Annotated in this window: 23 protein-coding genes; 10 read left to right on the top strand and 13 right to left on the bottom strand. The window is 71.0% G+C overall.

Translation table 11 applies throughout. The annotated features are described in order from the left end of the window. Window positions 1-5: 5 nt before the first annotated feature. On the bottom strand, window positions 6-1,343 hold the full coding sequence (locus ACIREE_RS31980) for an ABC transporter substrate-binding protein (RefSeq protein ID WP_404159943.1): 1,338 nt from the start codon (window positions 1,341-1,343) through the stop codon (window positions 6-8). Between the two features lie 57 nt (window positions 1,344-1,400). Continuing rightward, the gene (locus tag ACIREE_RS31975) at window positions 1,401-2,576 is read right to left on the bottom strand and encodes an ROK family transcriptional regulator (RefSeq protein ID WP_404159941.1); all 1,176 of its coding nucleotides are present in this window, start codon (window positions 2,574-2,576) and stop codon (window positions 1,401-1,403) included. Window positions 2,577-2,911: 335 nt separating this feature from the next. Here ACIREE_RS31975 and ACIREE_RS31970 point away from each other — a divergent pair, with 335 nt between their 5' ends. From ACIREE_RS31970 to ACIREE_RS31960, 3 genes are read left to right on the top strand one after another with little or no spacing between them, the layout of a single operon-like run. Beyond that, window positions 2,912-3,241 carry a hypothetical protein gene (locus ACIREE_RS31970; RefSeq protein ID WP_404159938.1) on the top strand — a complete coding sequence of 110 codons (330 nt, stop codon included), beginning with the start codon at window positions 2,912-2,914 and terminating at the stop codon, window positions 3,239-3,241. A gap of 9 nt (window positions 3,242-3,250) precedes the next feature. Further along, on the top strand, window positions 3,251-3,784 hold the full coding sequence (locus ACIREE_RS31965; RefSeq protein ID WP_404159935.1) for a hypothetical protein: 534 nt from the start codon (window positions 3,251-3,253) through the stop codon (window positions 3,782-3,784). Between the two features lie 3 nt (window positions 3,785-3,787). Then, window positions 3,788-4,765: a hypothetical protein gene (locus ACIREE_RS31960; protein ID WP_404159932.1), complete on the top strand. Its 978-nt coding sequence runs from the start codon at window positions 3,788-3,790 to the stop codon at window positions 4,763-4,765. Between the two features lie 43 nt (window positions 4,766-4,808). Here the strand turns inward: ACIREE_RS31960 and ACIREE_RS31955 are convergent, their stop codons facing one another. From ACIREE_RS31955 to ACIREE_RS31935, 5 genes are all read right to left on the bottom strand, one after another. Beyond that, the gene (locus tag ACIREE_RS31955; RefSeq protein WP_404159930.1) at window positions 4,809-5,153 is read right to left on the bottom strand and encodes a Uma2 family endonuclease; all 345 of its coding nucleotides are present in this window, start codon (window positions 5,151-5,153) and stop codon (window positions 4,809-4,811) included. Between the two features lie 87 nt (window positions 5,154-5,240). Further along, window positions 5,241-5,408, bottom strand: a complete 168-nt coding sequence (locus ACIREE_RS31950) for a hypothetical protein (RefSeq protein ID WP_404159928.1) — start codon at window positions 5,406-5,408, stop codon at window positions 5,241-5,243. A gap of 161 nt (window positions 5,409-5,569) precedes the next feature. Further along, on the bottom strand, window positions 5,570-6,181 hold the full coding sequence (locus ACIREE_RS31945; protein ID WP_404159926.1) for an RraA family protein: 612 nt from the start codon (window positions 6,179-6,181) through the stop codon (window positions 5,570-5,572). Next, a complete protein-coding gene (locus ACIREE_RS31940; RefSeq protein ID WP_404159923.1) occupies window positions 6,178-6,354 on the bottom strand; it encodes a DUF397 domain-containing protein in 177 nt (58 codons plus the stop codon). The genes ACIREE_RS31945 and ACIREE_RS31940 overlap by 4 nt, the downstream gene beginning before the upstream one ends. 3 nt (window positions 6,355-6,357) lie before the next feature. Next, complete coding sequence (locus ACIREE_RS31935) at window positions 6,358-7,236, bottom strand: helix-turn-helix domain-containing protein (RefSeq protein ID WP_404159920.1); 879 nt, start codon at window positions 7,234-7,236, stop codon at window positions 6,358-6,360. 217 nt (window positions 7,237-7,453) lie between these two features. Between ACIREE_RS31935 and ACIREE_RS31930 the strand changes: the two genes are divergently transcribed. Genes ACIREE_RS31930 through ACIREE_RS31920 form a run of 3 tightly spaced genes read left to right on the top strand, consistent with a single transcriptional unit; the run spans window position 7,454 to window position 8,498 of the window. After that, window positions 7,454-7,939: an ATP-binding protein gene (locus ACIREE_RS31930; RefSeq protein WP_404159917.1), complete on the top strand. Its 486-nt coding sequence runs from the start codon at window positions 7,454-7,456 to the stop codon at window positions 7,937-7,939. 47 nt (window positions 7,940-7,986) lie between these two features. Continuing rightward, window positions 7,987-8,334 carry a hypothetical protein gene (locus ACIREE_RS31925; RefSeq protein ID WP_404159914.1) on the top strand — a complete coding sequence of 116 codons (348 nt, stop codon included), beginning with the start codon at window positions 7,987-7,989 and terminating at the stop codon, window positions 8,332-8,334. Then, window positions 8,334-8,498 (top strand): hypothetical protein, encoded by a 165-nt coding sequence (locus ACIREE_RS31920; RefSeq protein ID WP_404159911.1) that lies wholly within the window; start codon window positions 8,334-8,336, stop codon window positions 8,496-8,498. The genes ACIREE_RS31925 and ACIREE_RS31920 overlap by 1 nt, the downstream gene beginning before the upstream one ends. A gap of 78 nt (window positions 8,499-8,576) precedes the next feature. Here the strand turns inward: ACIREE_RS31920 and ACIREE_RS31915 are convergent, their stop codons facing one another. Beyond that, window positions 8,577-8,999: a Rid family hydrolase gene (locus tag ACIREE_RS31915; RefSeq protein WP_404159908.1), complete on the bottom strand. Its 423-nt coding sequence runs from the start codon at window positions 8,997-8,999 to the stop codon at window positions 8,577-8,579. A 52-nt stretch (window positions 9,000-9,051) separates the two neighbouring features. Beyond that, window positions 9,052-9,726, bottom strand: coding sequence for an HD domain-containing protein (locus ACIREE_RS31910; protein WP_404159905.1), 675 nt, complete (start codon window positions 9,724-9,726; stop codon window positions 9,052-9,054). 70 nt (window positions 9,727-9,796) lie between these two features. Between ACIREE_RS31910 and ACIREE_RS31905 the strand changes: the two genes are divergently transcribed. Then, window positions 9,797-10,759 (top strand): GlxA family transcriptional regulator, encoded by a 963-nt coding sequence (locus ACIREE_RS31905; protein WP_404159902.1) that lies wholly within the window; start codon window positions 9,797-9,799, stop codon window positions 10,757-10,759. 211 nt (window positions 10,760-10,970) lie between these two features. Here ACIREE_RS31905 and ACIREE_RS31900 read toward each other — a convergent pair whose 3' ends face one another. Beyond that, window positions 10,971-11,507, bottom strand: a complete 537-nt coding sequence (locus ACIREE_RS31900; protein ID WP_324769927.1) for an HNH endonuclease — start codon at window positions 11,505-11,507, stop codon at window positions 10,971-10,973. A 270-nt stretch (window positions 11,508-11,777) separates the two neighbouring features. On the opposite strand from ACIREE_RS31900, the gene ACIREE_RS31895 reads away from it, so the two are divergent. Then, a complete protein-coding gene (locus ACIREE_RS31895) occupies window positions 11,778-12,854 on the top strand; it encodes a mechanosensitive ion channel family protein (RefSeq protein ID WP_404159898.1) in 1,077 nt (358 codons plus the stop codon). A gap of 17 nt (window positions 12,855-12,871) precedes the next feature. On the opposite strand, the gene ACIREE_RS31890 is transcribed toward ACIREE_RS31895, so the two are convergent. Genes ACIREE_RS31890 through ACIREE_RS31880 form a run of 3 tightly spaced genes read right to left on the bottom strand, consistent with a single transcriptional unit; the run spans window position 12,872 to window position 15,521 of the window. Next, window positions 12,872-14,224, bottom strand: a complete 1,353-nt coding sequence (locus ACIREE_RS31890) for an FtsX-like permease family protein (RefSeq protein WP_404159895.1) — start codon at window positions 14,222-14,224, stop codon at window positions 12,872-12,874. After that, window positions 14,221-14,982 carry an ABC transporter ATP-binding protein gene (locus ACIREE_RS31885; RefSeq protein WP_404159893.1) on the bottom strand — a complete coding sequence of 254 codons (762 nt, stop codon included), beginning with the start codon at window positions 14,980-14,982 and terminating at the stop codon, window positions 14,221-14,223. The genes ACIREE_RS31890 and ACIREE_RS31885 overlap by 4 nt, the downstream gene beginning before the upstream one ends. Continuing rightward, window positions 14,979-15,521 carry a PadR family transcriptional regulator gene (locus ACIREE_RS31880; RefSeq protein WP_404159890.1) on the bottom strand — a complete coding sequence of 181 codons (543 nt, stop codon included), beginning with the start codon at window positions 15,519-15,521 and terminating at the stop codon, window positions 14,979-14,981. The genes ACIREE_RS31885 and ACIREE_RS31880 overlap by 4 nt, the downstream gene beginning before the upstream one ends. A gap of 283 nt (window positions 15,522-15,804) precedes the next feature. Between ACIREE_RS31880 and ACIREE_RS31875 the strand changes: the two genes are divergently transcribed. Then, a complete protein-coding gene (locus ACIREE_RS31875) occupies window positions 15,805-16,017 on the top strand; it encodes a hypothetical protein (RefSeq protein ID WP_363191688.1) in 213 nt (70 codons plus the stop codon). Next, window positions 16,014-18,116 (top strand): 4-alpha-glucanotransferase, encoded by a 2,103-nt coding sequence (gene malQ, locus ACIREE_RS31870; RefSeq protein WP_404159887.1) that lies wholly within the window; start codon window positions 16,014-16,016, stop codon window positions 18,114-18,116. Before ACIREE_RS31875 ends, malQ begins: the two co-directional genes overlap by 4 nt. The last annotated feature ends 13 nt before the right edge of the window (window positions 18,117-18,129 follow it).

The following is an 18,129-nucleotide window of genomic DNA, read 5'->3' as shown; positions in this document are numbered from 1 at the left end:
GATCCTCAGTTCTGCGACTGCAGGGTGTCGGCGTCGATGAGCTTGTCGAGGCGTTGCAGCCCCTTCTTCAGATGCGGGACCTTGCCCGCTTCCTCCGTGTACGAGAAGTCCTGCAACTGCACGATGTACATGCCGCCGTTCGTCGACGGGGGCATCACCTGGCTGTACTTGTTCTTCGCGATGCCGAGGAACGTGCGGAACGCCGGATCGGCGTCCAGCTTCGGCGACTTGAGGGCCGCCTTCGTGGAGGGCACGTTGTGAATGGCGTTGGCGAACTTGACGACCTGATCGGTGTCAGCGGTCAGGAATTTCACCAGTTCCCAGGCGGCGTTCTGGTGCTTGCTGCTGTGCGCGATGCCCGCGACGGTGCCGGTCAGATAGCCGCGCCCGTACGTCTCGACCTGGTCGTCGGGGACGGGCATCGGGGCGACGCCCCAGTTGAACTTGGCCTGTGACTCGTCCAGCATCAGCCCGCGCCACTCACCGTCGAGATGCATCGCCAGCTTGCCGCTGAGGAAGGCGTTCTGGTTCGACATCTCGTCGCCGAACGAGGTCCGGAACCGCTCCAGGGAGTCGTATCCGCCCTGCGCGTCCATCAGCTTCTTCGCGGTGCCGAGGAACTTGTAGGTGGCCGGTTCCTTCGCGAGCCGCGACTTTCCGTCCTTGTCGAAGTACGTCGGGCCCCACTGGGCGAACAGCCGGTCGGGGCTGTTCTGGTAGAGCCGGAAGTTCGGCATGAAGCCGACGCGCTTGTACGAGGACCCGTTCTTGACGGTGAGCTTCTTGGAGTCGGCGACGAACTCGGACATCGTCTTCGGCGGGTGCGTGATGCCCGCTTCCTTGAACGCGTCCTTGTTGTAGTACATGCCGAAGGCGTCGGCGAGCAGCGGCAGGGCGCACTGATTGCCCTTGTAGCTGGTGTAGTTGAGCAGCGACTCGGGGAAGACCTTGGTCTTGTCCATCCCGGTCTTCTTCATGAACGGGTCGAGGTCGGCCCACATGCCGGAGTCGCAGTACTGGCCGACGTTGTTCGTGGTGAAGGACGAGACGACATCGGGAGCCTCATCACCGCCGGCCCGCAGGGCCTGGTTCATGGTGGCGTCGGAGACGTTGCCGGTGGCCTGCACGTGGATGTTCGGGTGGAGCTTCTCGAAGCGGGCGATCGAGTCGTTGATCGCCTTCACCTCGCCGGGTGCCGACCAGCCGTGCCAGAACTTGATGGTGACCGGCTTCGTCGGATCGTCGGCGGCGCTTCCGGTACTCGGGTTGGCGCAGCCGGCGAGGAGCAGTCCGGTCGCGGCGAGCACCACGGGGGCGTGCAGGGGTATACGCCATCGCGGCATGGCGAACGTCCTTTACTGGTACGGAGGTTGGGGGAGCGGGGCCTTTTTAGGGGGGCGTCAGGCGTTGCTGGTGTCGAAGACCGTGTCGCGGGCCTGGGTGAGGGCGGTGCGCAGGGCGCCGGTGAGGATGGGGTCGCCGGCGAGTTCACTGATGCGCAACTGGGGCCGGGGCAGGGCGAGTCCGGTGAGTTCGGCCTCGACCCGTTCGCGCAGGGCGTCGCCGCCGGCCTTGGCGACCTGGCCGGACAGGACGACGAGTTCGGGGTCGACGACGGCGACGACGGCGGCGAGGCCGGTGGCGAGGCGCCGGGCGACTTCGCCGAGGACGTCGTCGCGGGCCAGCGCGCTCGTCAAGTCTGCTGTGCCGTCCGCTAGTTGGCGCACGGCGGGGGCGGCGACCAGACTCTGGAACCCGCCTCCCGCGTCGGTGCGGGCGGCGACGGCGTCGCCGCCGCGGGCCAGCGGGGCGCCGGGCAGCGGCATGTAGCCGATCTCGCCCGCGCCGCCGGTCGCGCCGCGCAGGAGGGTTCCGCCGAGCACGATCGCGGCGCCGACGCCTTCATCCACGTACGCGAGCACGAAGTCGTCGTGGTCCTGGGCGGCGCCCTCGTACTGCTCGGCGATGGCGGCGAGGTTGACGTCGTTCTCGATGGAGACGGGGGTGCCGAGCACCTCGGCCAGTTCGGCGCGCAGGGTGCGGGAGTGCCAGCCCGGCAGGTGCGGGGCGTAGCGCAGCTGCCCGGTGCCCGGGTCGATGGCGCCCGGGGTGCCGATGACGGTGGCGGTCAGATCGTCGTGCCCGAGCCCGGCCAGGGCGAGCGCCCCGTCGACGGCCTCGGTGACGAGCTGGGCGGTGCGGTGCCGGACGTCCTCCGACACCGCCTCGGCCTCGATACGGCACCGGCCGCGCTCGGCGCCGGTGATGTCGGCGACGACGGCCGTGATCCCGGTCGGATCGGCGGACAGGGCGGCGACGTGCGCGGCACCGGGGCTGATCTCGTAGAGCACGGCGTTCGGCCCCGGGCGGCCGGTCTGGCTCCCGGTGGTCCGCACGAGCCCGGCGGCTTCGAGCCGCCCGAGTATCTGCGACGTGGTCGGCTTGGAGAGCCCCGTCAGCTCGCCGATCCGGGTACGGGTCAGCGGGCCGTGGGCGACGAGGAGGTCGAGGGCGGCACGGTCGTTCATGGCGCGCAGCACGCTGGGGGTGCCCGGGGTGCCTGCCGTACCGGCCATGAGCCTGCCTCCTCGCGGGTTCAACTGTTAGGAAAGTTTCCTATTGGGGTGCGAGGAACCTAAGTCGGCCGTGAAGGGGGCGTCAATAGGGGGAGGGGTGCAGGCAACCAACTCGTTACTTCCGCTCGTCGGCGGCGGGTCGCCTCCTCGGCAGGATCGACAGGAAACGGGTGCGAGCTGATCGGATAGCAGCAGCGTCCGGAGCCGATTGCATACGCCCGCGACATCGCGCATACAGGAATGTCACCAGATAGGTAACTTGCACCTCATTCAGGTGGACCCGATGTCTACAGTCGCTCCCTGTCTTCGACGCGTCAGACATCTCGGGGGTTCGCATGGCCACCTTCCACATCCGGCAGCAGAGCGGCACCATCCAGCAGGCCGATGTGATCCACAACCACGGCGGCCTGCCCGGTGAGCTCGCCGGACAACTGGCCCTGCTGATCGAGGAGTTGAACACTCCTGCTGTACGGGGCGACGGGCGCTCGCAGCGGGCGGCGGCCGAGCTCGTCGGTGCTCTGGAGGAGGCGTCGTCGCCGCAGGCCGACCCGGGGCGGGTGCGGTCCGCGCTCGACAGGGCAGCCGGACTGCTCGCCGGGGTCGCATCGGCGGCCGGGATCGTCACCTCCCTGGAGGCCATCGTGGCCGCCCTGCCGCACGGCTGACGGCGCGTCATGACCGAGTTTCACGTCGCCGGCCAACAGGCGCGCCTGATCCAGAACGCGGACATCGTGGTCAACGCGGGCGCCCCCGCGACCGACCACCGCGTCGCGGCCGAGAACGCGTTGCGCGCCCGGGACTACGAATCCGCGATCACGCACCTCAAGCACGTGCTGATGACGGACCCGGCCGACCCGCTCGCCCGCTACCGGCTCGTCCTCGCCGCCCTGCGCGGCCGCCACCCCGACCGCTACGGCGCCCGCCAGATCCACGACCTGACCGCGCGTCTCGTCCGTCTCGTCACCGAGTACCCCGACTGCCACCACGCCCGGGCCCTCGCCCTCGTCATCAACGACGGCATGGTGGCGGGCGGCCCGTCGGGCCCGCCCGCGCCCGGCGCCGGGGCCCGGCGTCTGATCGCGCTGGTCGACCCGGACCGGGCCCGCGAGATCGTCCTCCACGTCGACGTCCCCGGCAGCCCGGTCCGCGCGCTGCTCAGCCGCCGGGCAGAGCGCAGTTCCACGTCCCCGAACCGGCAGGAGTTCTGAACCATGGCGTCCCAGCCGTACGTACCGCCGCAGGGACAGCGGCCCGCCCCGGGCGGGCAGTCCTCGCGACCCCCGGCTTACTGGATCACCCGCTACTTCATCGACCCGCCGGATCCGGCCGTGCTGCGCTCCGCCCTGATCAAGCTGTGGATCGGCGCGAGTGCCTTCGCCCTCGGCCTGCTGACGCTCGTCGCGGCCAGCGGCGCGGACAAGGGCCTCGGCTTCGTCCTCCTCATCGTGGGCTGCGTCGTCGGGAGCGGCGGCCTGTCGGCGAAGAAGGCCTACGACGCCGCGTACGCGCTGGCGATGCCCCGCCCGTCCGACGCCGAGATCGACCAGCTGATCGGCATGGACTCCCTCTCCATCCTGAACCGCGCGCTGCCCCAACTCGGCCTCACCGACGCGGACCTGGTGCAGCCCAGAGGCGTCTCCGGCGCGGCCGGGGTGAGCTTCACCGACATCGAGGCCCGGGCCGGGGCGGAGCCGGTGCCGGGCGGCAACCAGATGATGGTCTGGGGCCCGTCCTTCCCCTGCAACAGCTCGATCGGCCAGGACCAGCGCACCCGGTACTCACGCTACGAGTTCATGGTGATCTGCCCGACCCACTACCAACTGGCCATCTACAAGTGCGAACTCGACCTCTACACCGGCCAGTTGAAGGAGAGCACGAACGAGTACCACTACCAGGACGTGGTGGCGGTGCGCACGTCCGCCGTGCCGCTGAACCGGCACGGCGGTCAGTACGTGAACCCGCGCCCGTCACAGCGCGCGTACTTCTCCCGGATCGACACGAGGCGTGTGATGGAGATCGTCGTCTCCAGCGGCGACCGCACCTCGATCAACCTGAGGGTGGCTTCCTCGACCGAAGCCACCGTCGACTCCGGTGACCCGCTGGACTTCCCGCAGGTACTGGAGCGCGTGCGGGCCACGCTGCGGGAGAAGAAGGGTGGCGTGCGGCGCGCGGAGGAGGACCTGATCTGACGCCCTGCCCCCCGCGGCAACCGATCCGGCCCCGGCCGCCGCCTCAGTCCAGGAACGGGGCGGTGTCGAGCGCGGGGCAGGGCTCGGGGAGGGGGAGCGGGCGGCCCAGGTCGACCTCGGTGCGGGTCGTGTAGTGCCCCTCCGTCGGGAGGGAGTGGCACGAGGCCTTCATGGCGTGCCGGTCGATCAGGACGTACACGGGTACGTCGGCGGTGGCATAGGTCCGCAGCTTCGGCCCGGTGTCCGTCTCGTGGTTGCTGGAGGTGACCTCGCCGACGAGGGCGATCATGTCGAGGGGGTACCAGCCCTTGTGGGCTTTGCGGTAGGACTCGTCGAGATCGGTGGGGCGACGGCGGCGCACGTAGAAGTCGGGGATGACGAGGGCCATGGTGCGGCCGTCTCTGTAGGCGGCGCGATAGCCGTTTCCAAAGCCCACAAGACGGATTCCGGCAGCACGGAACTGGTAGAAGAGCTCTCACGCCCCGTCGTTGTGGTTGTCATTGGGCTGCGGAGGCACGATGGCGGTTCCCTCGATGAACTCGGGCCGAATCGGTGCCTGGGACGCTTCTTCGATCGCGATCAACAGATCGATGGGGTCCTGCTGCGGCTCCATGACCGGCTCCAAGATGGTTTCGGCGCTCATCGCTGGTCCTCCGTGTCGCTGTGGCCCGGCTACGCCGGTGCCGGGTGCCCCGCGCCGAACTCTGGGACGCCCCGCGCGGGACCGCCCCGAAGATGCGCAGCCGTTCACTCGAACCAGCGTGCAGAGGCGTTCCGCTCCGCGTGGGGCGGGTTCGGCCCTTGTCAGCCGGTGAAGCCGCCCTCGCTCAGCGCCTTGTCGATCTTCGCTCGGTGGGCCGCCTCCCAGTCGTCCAGGGACTCGGCGGCCTCCTTGGCGAGCATGGCCCGCGCCGCGGTGAGCGTCCGGTCGCGACGGTCGACCGGGACGACCACGACGCCGTCCTCGTCGGCGACGACCACGTCCCCGGCCGCCACGGTCACCCCGCCGCACGTCACCGGCTCGCCCAGCGGAGTGACGGCCTTCTTCGTGCCCGGGATCGGCACGACGCCGCGCCCGTACACCGGGAATCCGGCCTCGCGGGCCTCCCCGATGTCCCGGATCACCCCGTCCAGCACGAACCCGGCGATGCCGCGCCGCTGGGCGACCGCGCACACGTTGCCTCCGGCGAGCGCGTGGTCCAGGTCGCCGGACTCGACGACGATGACCGAGCCGGGCTCCGCGCGGTAGATCGCGGCGTGCAGCATCAGGTTGTCGCCGGGCGGGCAGCGCACCGTGAAGGCCGGGCCCGCGAGGTGCGGGGCCGGGGTCCAGAGTGAGCGGATGCCGAGGGTCATGACCTGGGGGCGGCCCAGGAGGTCGGCGAGCGTGGTCGTGGGGATGTCGGCGAAGGTCATCGCAGGTAGTCCGTGAAAGTGGTCCAACTCGTCGGCGATATGCGGAGGGTGGGGGCGGTCCCGGGTGTCTTCGAGTCGCGGACGGCGACGACCCCGGTCACGTTGCGGGCGACCTCGACACACTCGTTGGCGACGGTGCTGTAACTGGACTTCTCGAAGCGGAATTCTTGCATCGCTCACATTTCCTTGCGGAGATCCTCGATGAGGGCGATCGAGTCCCGGGGCGCCAGGCTCAGACGCGCGGTGCGCTCGAAGTGAGTCCGGTACGTCGTACTCGTCGCGGCGTCCTCGACCCAGACCATATCCGTCACGGTGTCGGACTGGACCACGTCGAGGGCGCCGTCCTCGGCGAAGCTGATGATGCTGAACGGCCCGGCCATGCTGGGGTGGCTGCCTGCCCGGAACGGCAGAACCTGCAAGCGGACGTTGGGCAGTTCCGCCAGTTCCAGCAAGCGTTCCAGCTGGGCCCGCATCACGCTTCGCCCGCCGACCTCCTGGCGTAGCGCGGCTTCCCACACGATGCCGTAGAACTGGAGGGGTCTTTCGCCCAGCAGGCGCTGCTGGCGCCGCCGTTTGACCTCCGCGTAGCGTTCGATCTCGTCCGGGTCGTCCCAGTTCCCTTCGCCGACGGCGAGTGCGCGGGTGTACTCAAGCGTCTGCAGCAGTCCTGGGATGAGTGAGACCTGCCAGTTCCGCACCAGCGTGGCAGCGTCTTCCATCGCCACGTACTCGGCCATCGTTCCGTCCGGCGGCATCTGTCGCCACCAGCCCCTCGCCTTGCGCCGGTCACGGTCGAGCCTGGCCAACTCCAGCAAGAGACCGAGGCCTTCGGGCCCGGCGGCGCCGTAGAACTCGTGAAGCGCCTTGATGTCAGGGTCCCGCATCGGAACCCAGCCGCGTTCCATCTTCACGATCTTCGAGTTGGTGGCATTGATGGCTTCGGCGGCTTGCTGCTGTGTCGTGCCGGAGGCATCGCGCAGCCGAAGGAGTTCTCCACCGAGGCGGCGGCCAAGGACAGTTGACGTCCGGTTGCCGAGTTGAGCTGGTCGCTTCACGGACTCAATGGTGCCCCGCGTGATGTCAACGCGTCGACTACCTCACTCGTTGGAGACAATTATCTCCGAGTCCATTGCGCCGGAGAAAGACAGATCGCTACTGTCCGTACGCAACAAGCCACCCGGCGAAGCCAGTTGGCGGAAGCGCACCGACCTGCCCTCCGGCAGGTCGGCAGAGCCACCACCAACTCCCCGACCGCACAGAGAGGTGCGCGTCATGGCCGAACACCGGCCCGATGCCGTCCGCGAGGACACCGTCAGCTACACCCCCGCCGCGCGCAGCGTCCCGCTCGCCCGGCGCCGAGCCGCCCGCCTCGCCGCCGAGTGGGGCCACCCGGACCTGGCCGGAGACGTCGCCCTCGTCGTCTCCGAGCTGATGACGAACGCCCTCCTGCACGGCGGTGTCCGCGACCACCTCATCCGCGTAGGGCTCTACGTCACCGACGTGACGCTCCGCGTAGAGGTGAGCGACCCGCGCGCCGAGCGGCAGCCGGAAGCGCGCGGGGCGCCGGACGGCATGGACCAGTTCGGGCGCGGGCTGCTCCTGGTCGGGGCGCTGGCGGATCGCTGGGGCTGGGAGTCGCGGAGCGTGGGCAAGACGGTGTGGGCCCAATGGGGTCTCGACCCGGGCCGGAAGCGTGGGGGTGAGGAAGACGGGGTGGGTTCGCTCGTCGGAGAGAAGGTGCGAGCGGAACGGCGCTAGCGCGGGCGCGTGCCACAGGGGTGCTCGACGAGCGGAAGAGGCGCCCGATGACCATGCCGTACGCGGACGGGGGCAGCCCTGTCATTCCCGCTCCCGAGCTGACGCTTCCGGCGCTGCGGCAGGCGGTGGCGACGGTCACGCCGTCCCGCCTCCCCGAGTTCTTCGAGGACCCGCAGAGGGCGTTCGTCCGGGCAGGGGACGAGGACAGCGTCGTGCCGATCCGGATGTTCTACCGGCAGTGGGGCGTGATCGTCGGGATCGAGCGGCACCCCGAGACCGCTCGCAGACTGCACGCTGCCGAGCAGGCGGTGAACAGCCAGGACCCCGAGGGGCGCGAGAAGGCCACGTGCTGGAAGGACTCCCGGAAGAGGCGTGGACGGAAGCGGAACGGTTGATGACCGAGATCGCGGTGCGCGAGTCCATGGTCTTTCTGGAAGGGGCCGACTGCACCGGGACGGGTCCAGGTGTGCGCACGGAGGCCCGTGGTCGGCTGATGGTCGACTACCTGACCGACGTCCGAGGCGAACGCATCACGCTGATCCAGGTCATCCGGATGTGACGTGACGGTGGCCGCGCCCCCCCCCGCCCGGCTCCCGGGCCAGGGGCGGTCCAGGAGCGGGAGCGGCGGAGCGGTGGGCTACGAGACTGCGTCGGGATACGCCGCGGTCGCGCGGATCTCGACAAGGAGTCCCGGGCTGGCGAGGCCGCTGACCCCGATGATCGTCCAGGTCGGAAGGGACGCCGTGACGAGGCGCTGTTTGGCCTCGCCGAAGCCGCTCAGGTGCTGACGGATGTCGACGTGGTAGCTGGTGACGTCGACGAGGGCGGACAGGTCGAGGTTCTCCAGTCGGAGGATCTCTTCGATCTTCAGGATGGCGAGCTCTGTCTGCTCCTCGATGGTGTCCGGGATGGTCCCATCGGCGCGGCGGCCGATCGTTCCGGCGATGAAGAGGAGGCCGTGCGCGCGAACCGCGGCGGAATAGCCGAAGCTCGCGAAGGCACTGCGGGTCTGCCCGAAGACCGCGTTGCCCTCGGGGACCTCGACGGTGTGGATGCTCATGGTGGTGCTTCCTTTTCCTGAGGGGGTTGTGGAGCCGGTGACGTGCGGGGAATCAGTTGCCCCAGCGGGACGAACGGCAGGCGTGCTCCAGCCGTGTTCGGCCGAACTCCTCGCGTTCGCGCAGGAGCTCGCCGGGGATCGCGTACCGGGGTGCGTTCTTCGGGTGCTTCGCGGCCTGCGCGACGATCGCGTCGGTGAGTGAGCGGACCATGTCCAGCCGCGGATACGTGGTGTGCAGGGTGGCGGCCTGCTCGTCGGTGACGGCGTCGACGTGGTCGGCACCCAGTGGGCCGCCGAAGTCGAGAGCGACGCCTTCGCGGACGAGCACACACAGCGTGCCGCGGCGTTCGGCGATGCCCGGAGAGGTGTGCAGGGCGATGGCCTGCCAGACCTGCTCGGCGTCCGCCGCGGGCAGCCCGCGCTCGACGAGGAATGCGGCGGCCCGGTCGGCGCCCTCGACCTCGAACCGCTGCTTGTGCGGGCCGTCCGACGCAACACCGATGTCGTGCATGGCGCAAGCGGCGAACAACAGGTCGTCGTCGTAGTCCCGGCCGACGGTCAGAGCCAGGCGCCCGGCCACCAGCCGGGCGAACAGATAGGTGCGGATGCTGTGGTTGAAGACGGACCGCACTTCCACCGACTGGATCAGATTCACCACGGCGTCGGAAAGCGGTGTACCCGGCAGCGTCACCAGGTCAGTGGATGCCTCATGGGTGGTCTCTGTCATGTCTTCAGCCTGGCCGCACCGCTCTGACCTGGCGAGAGGCAAAATTCCCATACTTCGTTAGGATATTGCCATGACTGTGCATCGCGTCGCGGTCCTGGCGCTGGACGGGGTCACCCCGCTCGATCTGGCGATCCCGACCCAGATCTTCACCGCCCGGCCGGAGACTTCCTACGAGACGACCGTGTGCGCGCTCGACGCGAAGGTAGCCACCACCGGGGGGTTCAGCCTGGTCGCCGACGGGGATCTGGAGCAGGTGCGCGCCGCCGACACGGTGATCGTGCCGGGGTTCGAGCCGTTGCTTCGGCCGCCGGAGGCCGTGCTCCGCACGCTGGCCGAGGCCCATGACCGAGGCAGACGCGTGGTGTCGATCTGCACGGGAGCTTTCGCGCTGGCCGCGGCGGGCGTGCTGGACGGGCTGCACGCCACGACCCACTGGAAGCATGTCGACGCGTTCGAGCGGGACTTCCCGGCCGTCACGGTCGATCGCGACGTGCTCTACGTCGACGCGGGATCCGTGCTCACCTCGGCCGGAGTGTGCTGCGGCATCGACCTGTGCCTGCACCTCGTGCGCCACGACCTGGGCGCGGTGGTGGCCAACGAGATCGCTCGCGGTCTGGTGGCCGCCCCGCATCGCGACGGCGGGCAGGCCCAGTACGTGCCGGCCCCGGTCCCGGTGGCCGGCCAGGCGTCGCTCTCCGCCACCCGAGGATGGGCCCTGCAACGGTTGGACGAGCCCCTCACGCTACGCGAACTCGCCCGGCACGCAGGCCTCTCGCAGCGCACCCTCATGCGCCGGTTCACCGAGGAGACGGGCACGACCCCGTTGCGGTGGTTGCTCAACGCCCGCCTCGGCAAGGCGCGGGAACTGCTGGAAGCCACGGACCATTCGGTCGACCGGGTGGCACGCGACTGCGGGCTGGGCACAGCCGCCAACCTGCGCCTGCACTTCCGGCGCGCACTCGATACCACCCCCACCGCCTACCGCCGCACCTTCGGGCGCTCGATGCCGAGTACTGCGACCAGCCTGAACTGAGCACAAGAGACCCGTATCGGCAGTCATGTGCAGACGCTCTCGATTCCGGCCACAGCCTCGTCCGCGCCGAACGACGGTGGCGACACGTGTTCCGCACGGCGCGCATGAACGAGCACGGCGAAGCCGAGCCCGGACACGACGGCGGCCGCACACCCACCGGCGTGCGGCCGCCCGGAAACACAGGGACCCGGATCGAGAGTCAGGTCGGAGATCAGGCGGAGACTCCCTCGATCCGGGCCAGTGCCTCGTCCGCGCCGAACGGCTGCAAGTAGGGCAGCCAGCGCGGATCCCGATGTCCGGTCCCGATGATGCGCCAGGCCAGACCCGACGGCGGAGCCGGCTTGTGGCGCAGGCGCCAGCCGATCTCCACCAGATGACGGTCGGCCTTGGTGTGATTGCAGCGGCGGCACGACGCCACCACGTTGTCCCAGGCGTGCAGACCCCCGCGGCTGCGCGGGATCACGTGGTCGACGCTGGTTGCGACGCCACCGCAGTACATGCACCGGCCGCCGTCACGGGCGAACAGTGCACGCCGGGTCAGAGGAACGGGCCCCCGATAAGGGACCCTGACGAACCGCTTGAGCCGGACCACGCTGGGAGCGGGGACGGTGCGTGTCGCGCTGTGCATGAAGGCGCCGGACTCCTCGAGGCACGTGGCCTTGTTCTCGAGGACGAGTACGAGCGCGCGGCGGAGCGGTACGACGCCGAGTGGCTCGTACGACGCGTTGAGGACCAGGACATGCGGCACGGATGCCTCCTTGTACGCCGGCGGCGCGTGGCTCGCGCCGGGACGATCTCGTAGCCAGTCTCCCCTCCTGGCTGGTCGTGGCGCCACCATGTCCACGTAACGGCCTTGGAGTGTTTTCGACCACACTTCCTTCATCCCCAAGTGAGCACCGTCTCTCCCTCCAACATGACAACGATCCACACACAATGCCCCGTTAGTGTGGTGGGTCTGCCCGCTGATGTCCCCGAGCCACCCGAGGCGAGCAGATGGCCACGCCTGGAGGTACCTGCCGTGATCTCGTCCGTCCTGTCGGCCGCGGGGGCGAGCAACTCCTCGTCCGACTCCCCGCAACCCACCCTCAAGGACGCCCAGGAGCAGGCCGGACAGGCCGCCAGCTGGGTCGAACAGAACTGGTCCGCCTGGCTGGGCATCGGTCTGCGGGTGCTGCTGATCGTCGTCATCGCGTGCGTGCTGCGCGTCGCGATACGGCGGGCCATCACCAAGCTGATCGAGCGCATGAACCGCACCGCGCAGGCGGTCAACGGCACCGCGCTCGGCAGCCTCTTGGTGAATGTGGAGCGGCGCCGTCAGCGCTCGCACGCCATCGGTTCCGTGCTGCGCTCGGTCGCCTCGTTCGTGATCATGGGCACGGCCGCGCTGATGATCCTCGGCACGTTCGAGATCAATCTGGCGCCGCTGCTCGCCTCCGCCGGTGTCGCCGGTGTCGCGATCGGTTTCGGCGCCCGCAACCTCGTCACCGACTTCCTCTCCGGCGTCTTCATGATTCTCGAGGATCAATACGGCGTAGGGGACACCATCGACGCGGGCGTCGCCTCCGGCGAGGTCATCGAGGTGGGCCTGCGCGTGACCAAGCTGCGCGGCGACGGCGGCGAGATCTGGTATGTGCGCAACGGCGAGGTCAAGCGCATCGGCAACCTGTCCCAGGGCTGGGCCACCGCGGGCGTCGACGTCACCGTCCGCGGCGACGAGGACCTCGACAAGGTGAGGGCGGTGCTCTCCGAGGTCGGCGAGGCCATGAGCAAGGCCGAACCGTGGAACGAGATGCTGTGGGGGCCCATCGAGGTGCTCGGCCTCGACAGCGTGCTGCTCGACTCGATGGTGGTCCGGGTCACCGCCAAGACGATGCCCGGCAAGGCCCTTACCGTCGAACGCGAACTGCGCTGGCGCATCAAGGGGGCCTTCGACGAGTCGGGCATCCGGATCGTGGGCGGCGCGCCGGTGCTGGTGGACGGCGAGGCGGCCGTGGACCCGGCGGCCGGCGTGTCGGCGCCGTCCGCGTACGCCTCGGCCACCTCGCCGCAGTCGCTGGCCGCCTCGCCGATACCCCCGACGAACCTGGCGAAGTAGCCGGCGACCGGGAGGACTCAGGCGGTCCGCAGCAAGGCCGGGTGCACCGAGCGCCGCAGCAGCGGCAGCGCGGTGGCCGCCGCCAGGAGGCAGGCCGCGTAGACGCCGACCGGGACCAGCAGCGGCAGCGCCCAGGGGAGGGCCTGCCCCGACGCGACGGCGTACGCGAGGTGGATCGCCGTGCCGCCGAGGGTGGCCAGGACGAGTGCGGGGGCCAGCGGCAGCGCGGTCTCCAGAAGGAGCGTGCGGGTCAGGACCCGGCGCGGCACCCCGGCGGCGACCTGCGCGGCGAGCGCCCTGCGCCGCGTGGACAGCGACTCGGCCGTGCCCACCGCGAGCGCGGCGAGGCTGATCACGAGGGCGACCAGGACGGCCGCCGCGGAGAGGTCAAGGCCGAAGGTGTAGTAGTCCGTGGGCTCGCCCGCGCTGCCCGTGCGCTGGATCTCGTGCAGGTCGGCCAGGAGCACCCGGCGGATGCCGACCACGCCGACCCCCACGATCGTGACCAGCAGGACAGCGGCGTGGCTGCGGGCCGCCGCCCACGGGTCCTCCTGAAGGCGCGCGGCGGCGAGCAGCACGGCCGGGTTCTCGGTGCGGCCCGCGAGCCGCCGCCCCATCGCCGAGGCGGACGCGCCGGCGACCCAGATGGATCCCGCGCCGGTGAGCACGACCGCGCCGAGCACGAAGAGCGGCAGGCCCGCGAGGCCGGTACCGGAACCGCGGGTCATGAGCAGTGCCACTCCGAGGATCACGGCGAGTGTGGGCAGCAACAGCGCGGTCAGCGGACGGGGCCCGCGCGGCGGCCGCTCCCGGCGGACGTACCCCAGCGGCGAGGCGATGACCCGGTGCAGTGCGACGGCGCTGACCAGCGCCGCGAGCACCGGGATCAGCAGGGTGACGAGGACGAGGCCCGGCCAGGCGAGGCCCGGCGGTGTCCAGCCCACGACCGGCAGCAGCGCGGCGAACACGACGAACCCGGCGAGCGTCCCCGCCAGACAGGCGAGCCCCGCCTCCAGCGCCGCGATCCGCCGCACCTGCCGTGGCCCGGCCCCCGCGAGGCGCAGGCCCGCGAGGCGCCGGTCGCGGTGGACCGCGCCGATCCGGGCGCACTGCCCGAGGAAGCCGAGCAGCGGGACCAGCAGGAGCAGCAGTCCGGCGGCGATGCCGTGCCGGGTGCCGGGCTGGTCGAGCAGACCGTGGCCGTACGTGAAGGAGTACTGCCCCTGGATGCTCGCCAGTGCCATGGCCGGCAGGGCGAACCACGTCGCCACGGCGGCCCCCGCCGCGGTGAGCGCGGCCCGCCGCCGCTCCAGGCGGTCGGCGCCGCGGGTCAGCAGCCACGCGAGGCGCAGGTCGGAGACGACCTTCATCGCTCCACCTCCGACGACGACGCGACCCCGGCGGCCCCGGAGGAACCGGCGCCCCAGGCGGAATCCGCCGAACCGGCGCCCCCGAAGGCCCCGGAGGTCTCCTGCACCACCCCGTCTTGCAGGCTCACCTCCCGGTCCGCGTACGCCGCCACCTGCGCCTCGTGCGTCACCAGGATCACGGCCGTGTGCGTCTCGCGCACGGTGTGGACCAGGGACGTCAGGACCTGCTCGGTCGCCAGGGAGTCGAGCGCGCCGGTCGGCTCGTCGGCGAAGACCACCTTCGGCTCCGTCACCAGGGCGCGGGCCAGCGCGACCCGCTGGGTCTGGCCGCCGCTCATCTCGCCCGGCCGCAGCTCCCGCTGGCCGCGCACCCCGAAGCGCTCCAGCCACGCGTCGGCCTCGCCCTGTGCCGCCGCCCGCCTGCGGCCCGCGAGCAGCAGCGGCAGGGCGACATTGTCCAGAGCGGTCAACTCCGGTACGAGCTGGCCGAATTGGAAGACGACGCCGAAGTCCGTACGGCGCAGCTCGCTCAGCCGTTCCTCGTCGAGGCCGTCGAGCCGGAGACCGTCGTACGTCACGGTGCCCTCCTCGGGGCGGACGATGCCGGCCAGGCAGTGCAGCAGGGTCGACTTGCCGCTGCCGCTCGCGCCCGTGACGGCGAGGATCTCGCCGGTGCGGACCTCTACGTCGGCGCCGCGCAGCGCGGGCGTCCTGCCGTACGACTTCGTGAGTCCTCTGGCGGTCAGAAGTGTGCTCATGCTGCGGTGACCTCCGCGGTCAAGGTGGCGAGCCGGGCCGCGGTGGTGGTCATCCACCGCAGATCGGCATCGAGGTGGGCGAGGGCGTAGTCGGCGGACAGGACGGTGGTGAGGTCGGCGCCGGGAGCGCTCTTCACCGCGGTCAGCTCCCGCATGCGCGCCATGTGCGCGGCGCGCTGGGCCAGCAGGTGGGCGGCGGGATCGGCGCCCTGCCCCGCGACCAGGATGGAGACGACGACCTTGGCGAAGATCTCGTTGGTGACGTGCGGGGCGGGCGGGGTGATCCGCGCCGCCCAGCCGAGGAGTTCACGGTTGCCGTGGGGTGTCGCCCGGTACAGCGTCCGCTCGGGGCCGCCGTCCGAGTCGGTCCCCTCGACCTCCACGAGGCCGTCGCGGACCAGGCGCTGCAGCGTCGTATAGACCTGCGCGTAGGCGAGGGGACGGGCCTGCGGGAACCGGTCGTCGTGGCGTCGCTTGAGGTCGTAACCATGGCGCGGACCGGAAGCGAGCAGTCCCAGCAGGACGTGGCGGGTGCTCATGGCGCTCAGTATGTACTGCGTATATGTACTGAGTACATAGTGGCGAATGGAGTGGCCGGTGGAATGCCGTAAGTGGGAATCGGGGTTCCGGTTGGCCGGCCGTCGCCGGGCCGGAGGACTTCCGGTTTTCCCGGCTCCCTGGTCAACTTCTTCTCGTCGTACACAATGTGACCAGCAACACGTTGTCCGCCCGAACAGGTCTGCCTTCGTATCCAGTGGGTAGGGACCCGGACTCCTGACACGTACGAGAACATGTATGAGACCTCTGACGAAGGAGGCCCCCGTGGCCGCATCGGCACATCTTCTGCTCTCGGCCCTCTCCAAACAGGCGGACACCACCCTGACCGGCGCCGACACCACGACGTCCTCCGCCGAGCCCCCGCTGACCAGCGAACCGCCCTTCGCGGACTACGCTCCGCTGACCTCCGAGCCGCCCCTCACCGACGCGGCCCCGCTGACCTCCGAGCCCACTCCGAGCGGCCTGGCCGCGGGATGACCCTGGCCCGGCTCGCCGAGCTGTACGGCGTGGCCACCTCCTACTCGCCCGCGCCGGGCCGCACGGTCGTGGCCTCCGACGCGGCGGTCACGGCGGCGCTCGCCGCGTTCGGCGTCGACGCGGCTACGCCAGAAGCGGTGCGGGACGCGCTGGCCGCGCGGGAGGCGGAGTCGGCCGCGCGTCTGCTGCCGCCGACGGTGGTGTGGTGGCTCGGCGCCGCACGGCCGGGCTGGCTGGACGAGCTCCCCGAGGGCACCCGTCTGTCCCTGGCCGATACGGAGCCCGGCGATCAGGCGGGCGGGTGGGAGTATCCGCCGCGCCCCGGCGACCAGGAGAGTCCCCCGCCGGGGGTGCACACCCTCACGGTCGAGACCCGGGACGGCGTCACGGCGACGGCCCACTTGATCGCCGCGCCGCGCAAGGCCCCGGTGCCGCCCCTGCGCACGCACGGCCTCCTGGTCCAGCTCTACTCCCTGCTCTCCGGCCGCTCGTGGGGGATGGGCGACCTCGCCGACCTCGCCGATCTGGCGTCCTGGTCGGCGCACACCCACGGCACGGGATTCCTCCAGGTCAACCCGTTGCACGCGGCGGTCCCCAGCGGGCCGGACGGCGGCACCGACCCGTCCCCGTACCGCCCCTCGTCCCGCCGCTTCCCCGACCCGGTGCACCTGCGGATCGAGGACGTACCCGAGTACGCGTACGTCCCCGCACGCGTCCCGCCGATCGCGAGCGAGGCCGCCCGGCTGCGCGAAGCCGTCCTCGAAGAGGCAGGGCTGATCGACCGGGACGCCGTATGGGCGCTGAAGCGGGAGGCGCTCGAAGCGGCGTACGACATCCCCCTGACACCCGGCCGCCGGGCCGCCTACGAGAAGTACCTCGCCGAACAGGGCGCCGCCCTGGAGGACCACGCCACGTACAACGCGCTCGCCGAGCGCCACGGCCCCGACTGGCGCACCTGGCCGGCCGAGCTGCAGGACCCGCGCTCGTCCGGGACGGCGCATGCGCGCCGGGAGTCGGCGGGCCGCGTCGACTTCCACCGCCGGCTCGCCTGGCTCACCGACGTCCAGCTGGCCGCCGCCCAGCGGGCCACGCGTGAGGCGGGCATGCCGATCGGGCTCGTGCACGACCTCGCGGTCGGCGTGCACCCCGGCGGCGCCGACGCGTGGGCCCAGCGGCTCGTCTTCGCGCCGGGCACGAGCGTGGGCGCGCCGCCGGACGCGTTCAACGCGCGCGGCCAGGACTGGGGCCTGCCCCCGTGGCGCCCCGACCGTCTCGCGGAGACCGGTTACGCGGCCTTCCGCGATCTCCTGCGCAACCTGATGCGGCACGCGGGCGCCGTCCGCATCGACCACGTGATGGGCCTGTTCCGGCTCTGGTGGATCCCCGAGGGCGAGGCCCCGACGGAGGGCACGTACGTCCACTACGACGCCGAGGCGATGCTGGCCGTACTGCTCCTGGAGGCGTCGCGATCGGGCACGTACGTCATCGGGGAGGACCTGGGTACGGTCGAGCCAGGCGTGCGCGAGCGGCTGCGCGAGGGCGGCGTGCTCGGCACGTCCGTGCTGTGGTTCGAGCGGAACTACGCACCCGAGGGCGACGGGAGCCCGGTGCCGGCCGAGGAGTGGCGCACCGACTGCGTCGCCACGGCCACCACCCACGACCTGCCGTCCACCGCGGCCCGGCTCTCCGGCGACGACGTGCGGCTGCGCGAGCGGCTCGGCCTGTCCACGGCGACACCCGCCGAGGCGGCGGCGGAGATCGCGGAGTGGCTCGACCTGTTCACCCGCCACGGCCTGCTGCCGCCGGGCAGCCACGGCGACGAGGAGGAGGCCGCGCGGGCCGTGCACCGCTTCCTGCTGCGCACCCCGGCCCGTCTGGTCGGCATCTGGCTGCCCGACCTCGTGGGCGACCGGCGCCCGCAGAACCTGCCCGGGACCTGGACCGAGTACCCCAACTGGCGGCTGCCTGTCGCCGACTCGGCGGGCCGCCCCGTCACCTTGGAGGACCTGACTTCCTCGCCCCGCGCGCACGCGTTGCTCAACGTGTTCGCGGGAACGACCGTGCCCCTTACAGGCCCCCCGGACGCGCGCGTCGTTTAGGCGTTCGCTACGT

Source organism: Streptomyces sp. NPDC102467, assembly GCF_044765445.1.
Classification (GTDB): Bacteria; Actinomycetota; Actinomycetes; order Streptomycetales; family Streptomycetaceae; genus Streptomyces.
The sequence above is the reverse complement of the archived record's forward strand: the minus strand, read 5'-3'. Positions and strand labels throughout refer to the sequence as shown.

Excerpts from the sequence above, each read along its gene's own strand:
- ACIREE_RS31890 (WP_404159895.1), bottom strand. The coding sequence starts at position 14,224 with ATGAAGGTCGTCTCCGACCTGCGCCTCGCGTGGCTGCTGACCCGCGGC.
- ACIREE_RS31910 (WP_404159905.1), bottom strand. The coding sequence starts at position 9,726 with ATGACAGAGACCACCCATGAGGCATCCACTGACCTGGTGACGCTGCCG.
- ACIREE_RS31885 (WP_404159893.1), bottom strand. The coding sequence starts at position 14,982 with ATGAGCACACTTCTGACCGCCAGAGGACTCACGAAGTCGTACGGCAGG.
- ACIREE_RS31920 (WP_404159911.1), top strand. The coding sequence starts at position 8,334 with ATGACCGAGATCGCGGTGCGCGAGTCCATGGTCTTTCTGGAAGGGGCC.
- ACIREE_RS31975 (WP_404159941.1), bottom strand. The coding sequence starts at position 2,576 with ATGGCCGGTACGGCAGGCACCCCGGGCACCCCCAGCGTGCTGCGCGCC.
- ACIREE_RS31945 (WP_404159926.1), bottom strand. The coding sequence starts at position 6,181 with ATGACCTTCGCCGACATCCCCACGACCACGCTCGCCGACCTCCTGGGC.
- ACIREE_RS31880 (WP_404159890.1), bottom strand. The coding sequence starts at position 15,521 with ATGAGCACCCGCCACGTCCTGCTGGGACTGCTCGCTTCCGGTCCGCGC.
- ACIREE_RS31970 (WP_404159938.1), top strand. The coding sequence starts at position 2,912 with ATGGCCACCTTCCACATCCGGCAGCAGAGCGGCACCATCCAGCAGGCC.
- ACIREE_RS31940 (WP_404159923.1), bottom strand. The coding sequence starts at position 6,354 with ATGCAAGAATTCCGCTTCGAGAAGTCCAGTTACAGCACCGTCGCCAAC.
- ACIREE_RS31965 (WP_404159935.1), top strand. The coding sequence starts at position 3,251 with ATGACCGAGTTTCACGTCGCCGGCCAACAGGCGCGCCTGATCCAGAAC.
- ACIREE_RS31915 (WP_404159908.1), bottom strand. The coding sequence starts at position 8,999 with ATGAGCATCCACACCGTCGAGGTCCCCGAGGGCAACGCGGTCTTCGGG.
- ACIREE_RS31930 (WP_404159917.1), top strand. The coding sequence starts at position 7,454 with ATGGCCGAACACCGGCCCGATGCCGTCCGCGAGGACACCGTCAGCTAC.
- ACIREE_RS31980 (WP_404159943.1), bottom strand. The coding sequence starts at position 1,343 with ATGCCGCGATGGCGTATACCCCTGCACGCCCCCGTGGTGCTCGCCGCG.
- malQ (WP_404159887.1), top strand. The coding sequence starts at position 16,014 with ATGACCCTGGCCCGGCTCGCCGAGCTGTACGGCGTGGCCACCTCCTAC.
- ACIREE_RS31960 (WP_404159932.1), top strand. The coding sequence starts at position 3,788 with ATGGCGTCCCAGCCGTACGTACCGCCGCAGGGACAGCGGCCCGCCCCG.
- ACIREE_RS31905 (WP_404159902.1), top strand. The coding sequence starts at position 9,797 with ATGACTGTGCATCGCGTCGCGGTCCTGGCGCTGGACGGGGTCACCCCG.
- ACIREE_RS31955 (WP_404159930.1), bottom strand. The coding sequence starts at position 5,153 with ATGGCCCTCGTCATCCCCGACTTCTACGTGCGCCGCCGTCGCCCCACC.
- ACIREE_RS31925 (WP_404159914.1), top strand. The coding sequence starts at position 7,987 with ATGACCATGCCGTACGCGGACGGGGGCAGCCCTGTCATTCCCGCTCCC.
- ACIREE_RS31950 (WP_404159928.1), bottom strand. The coding sequence starts at position 5,408 with ATGAGCGCCGAAACCATCTTGGAGCCGGTCATGGAGCCGCAGCAGGAC.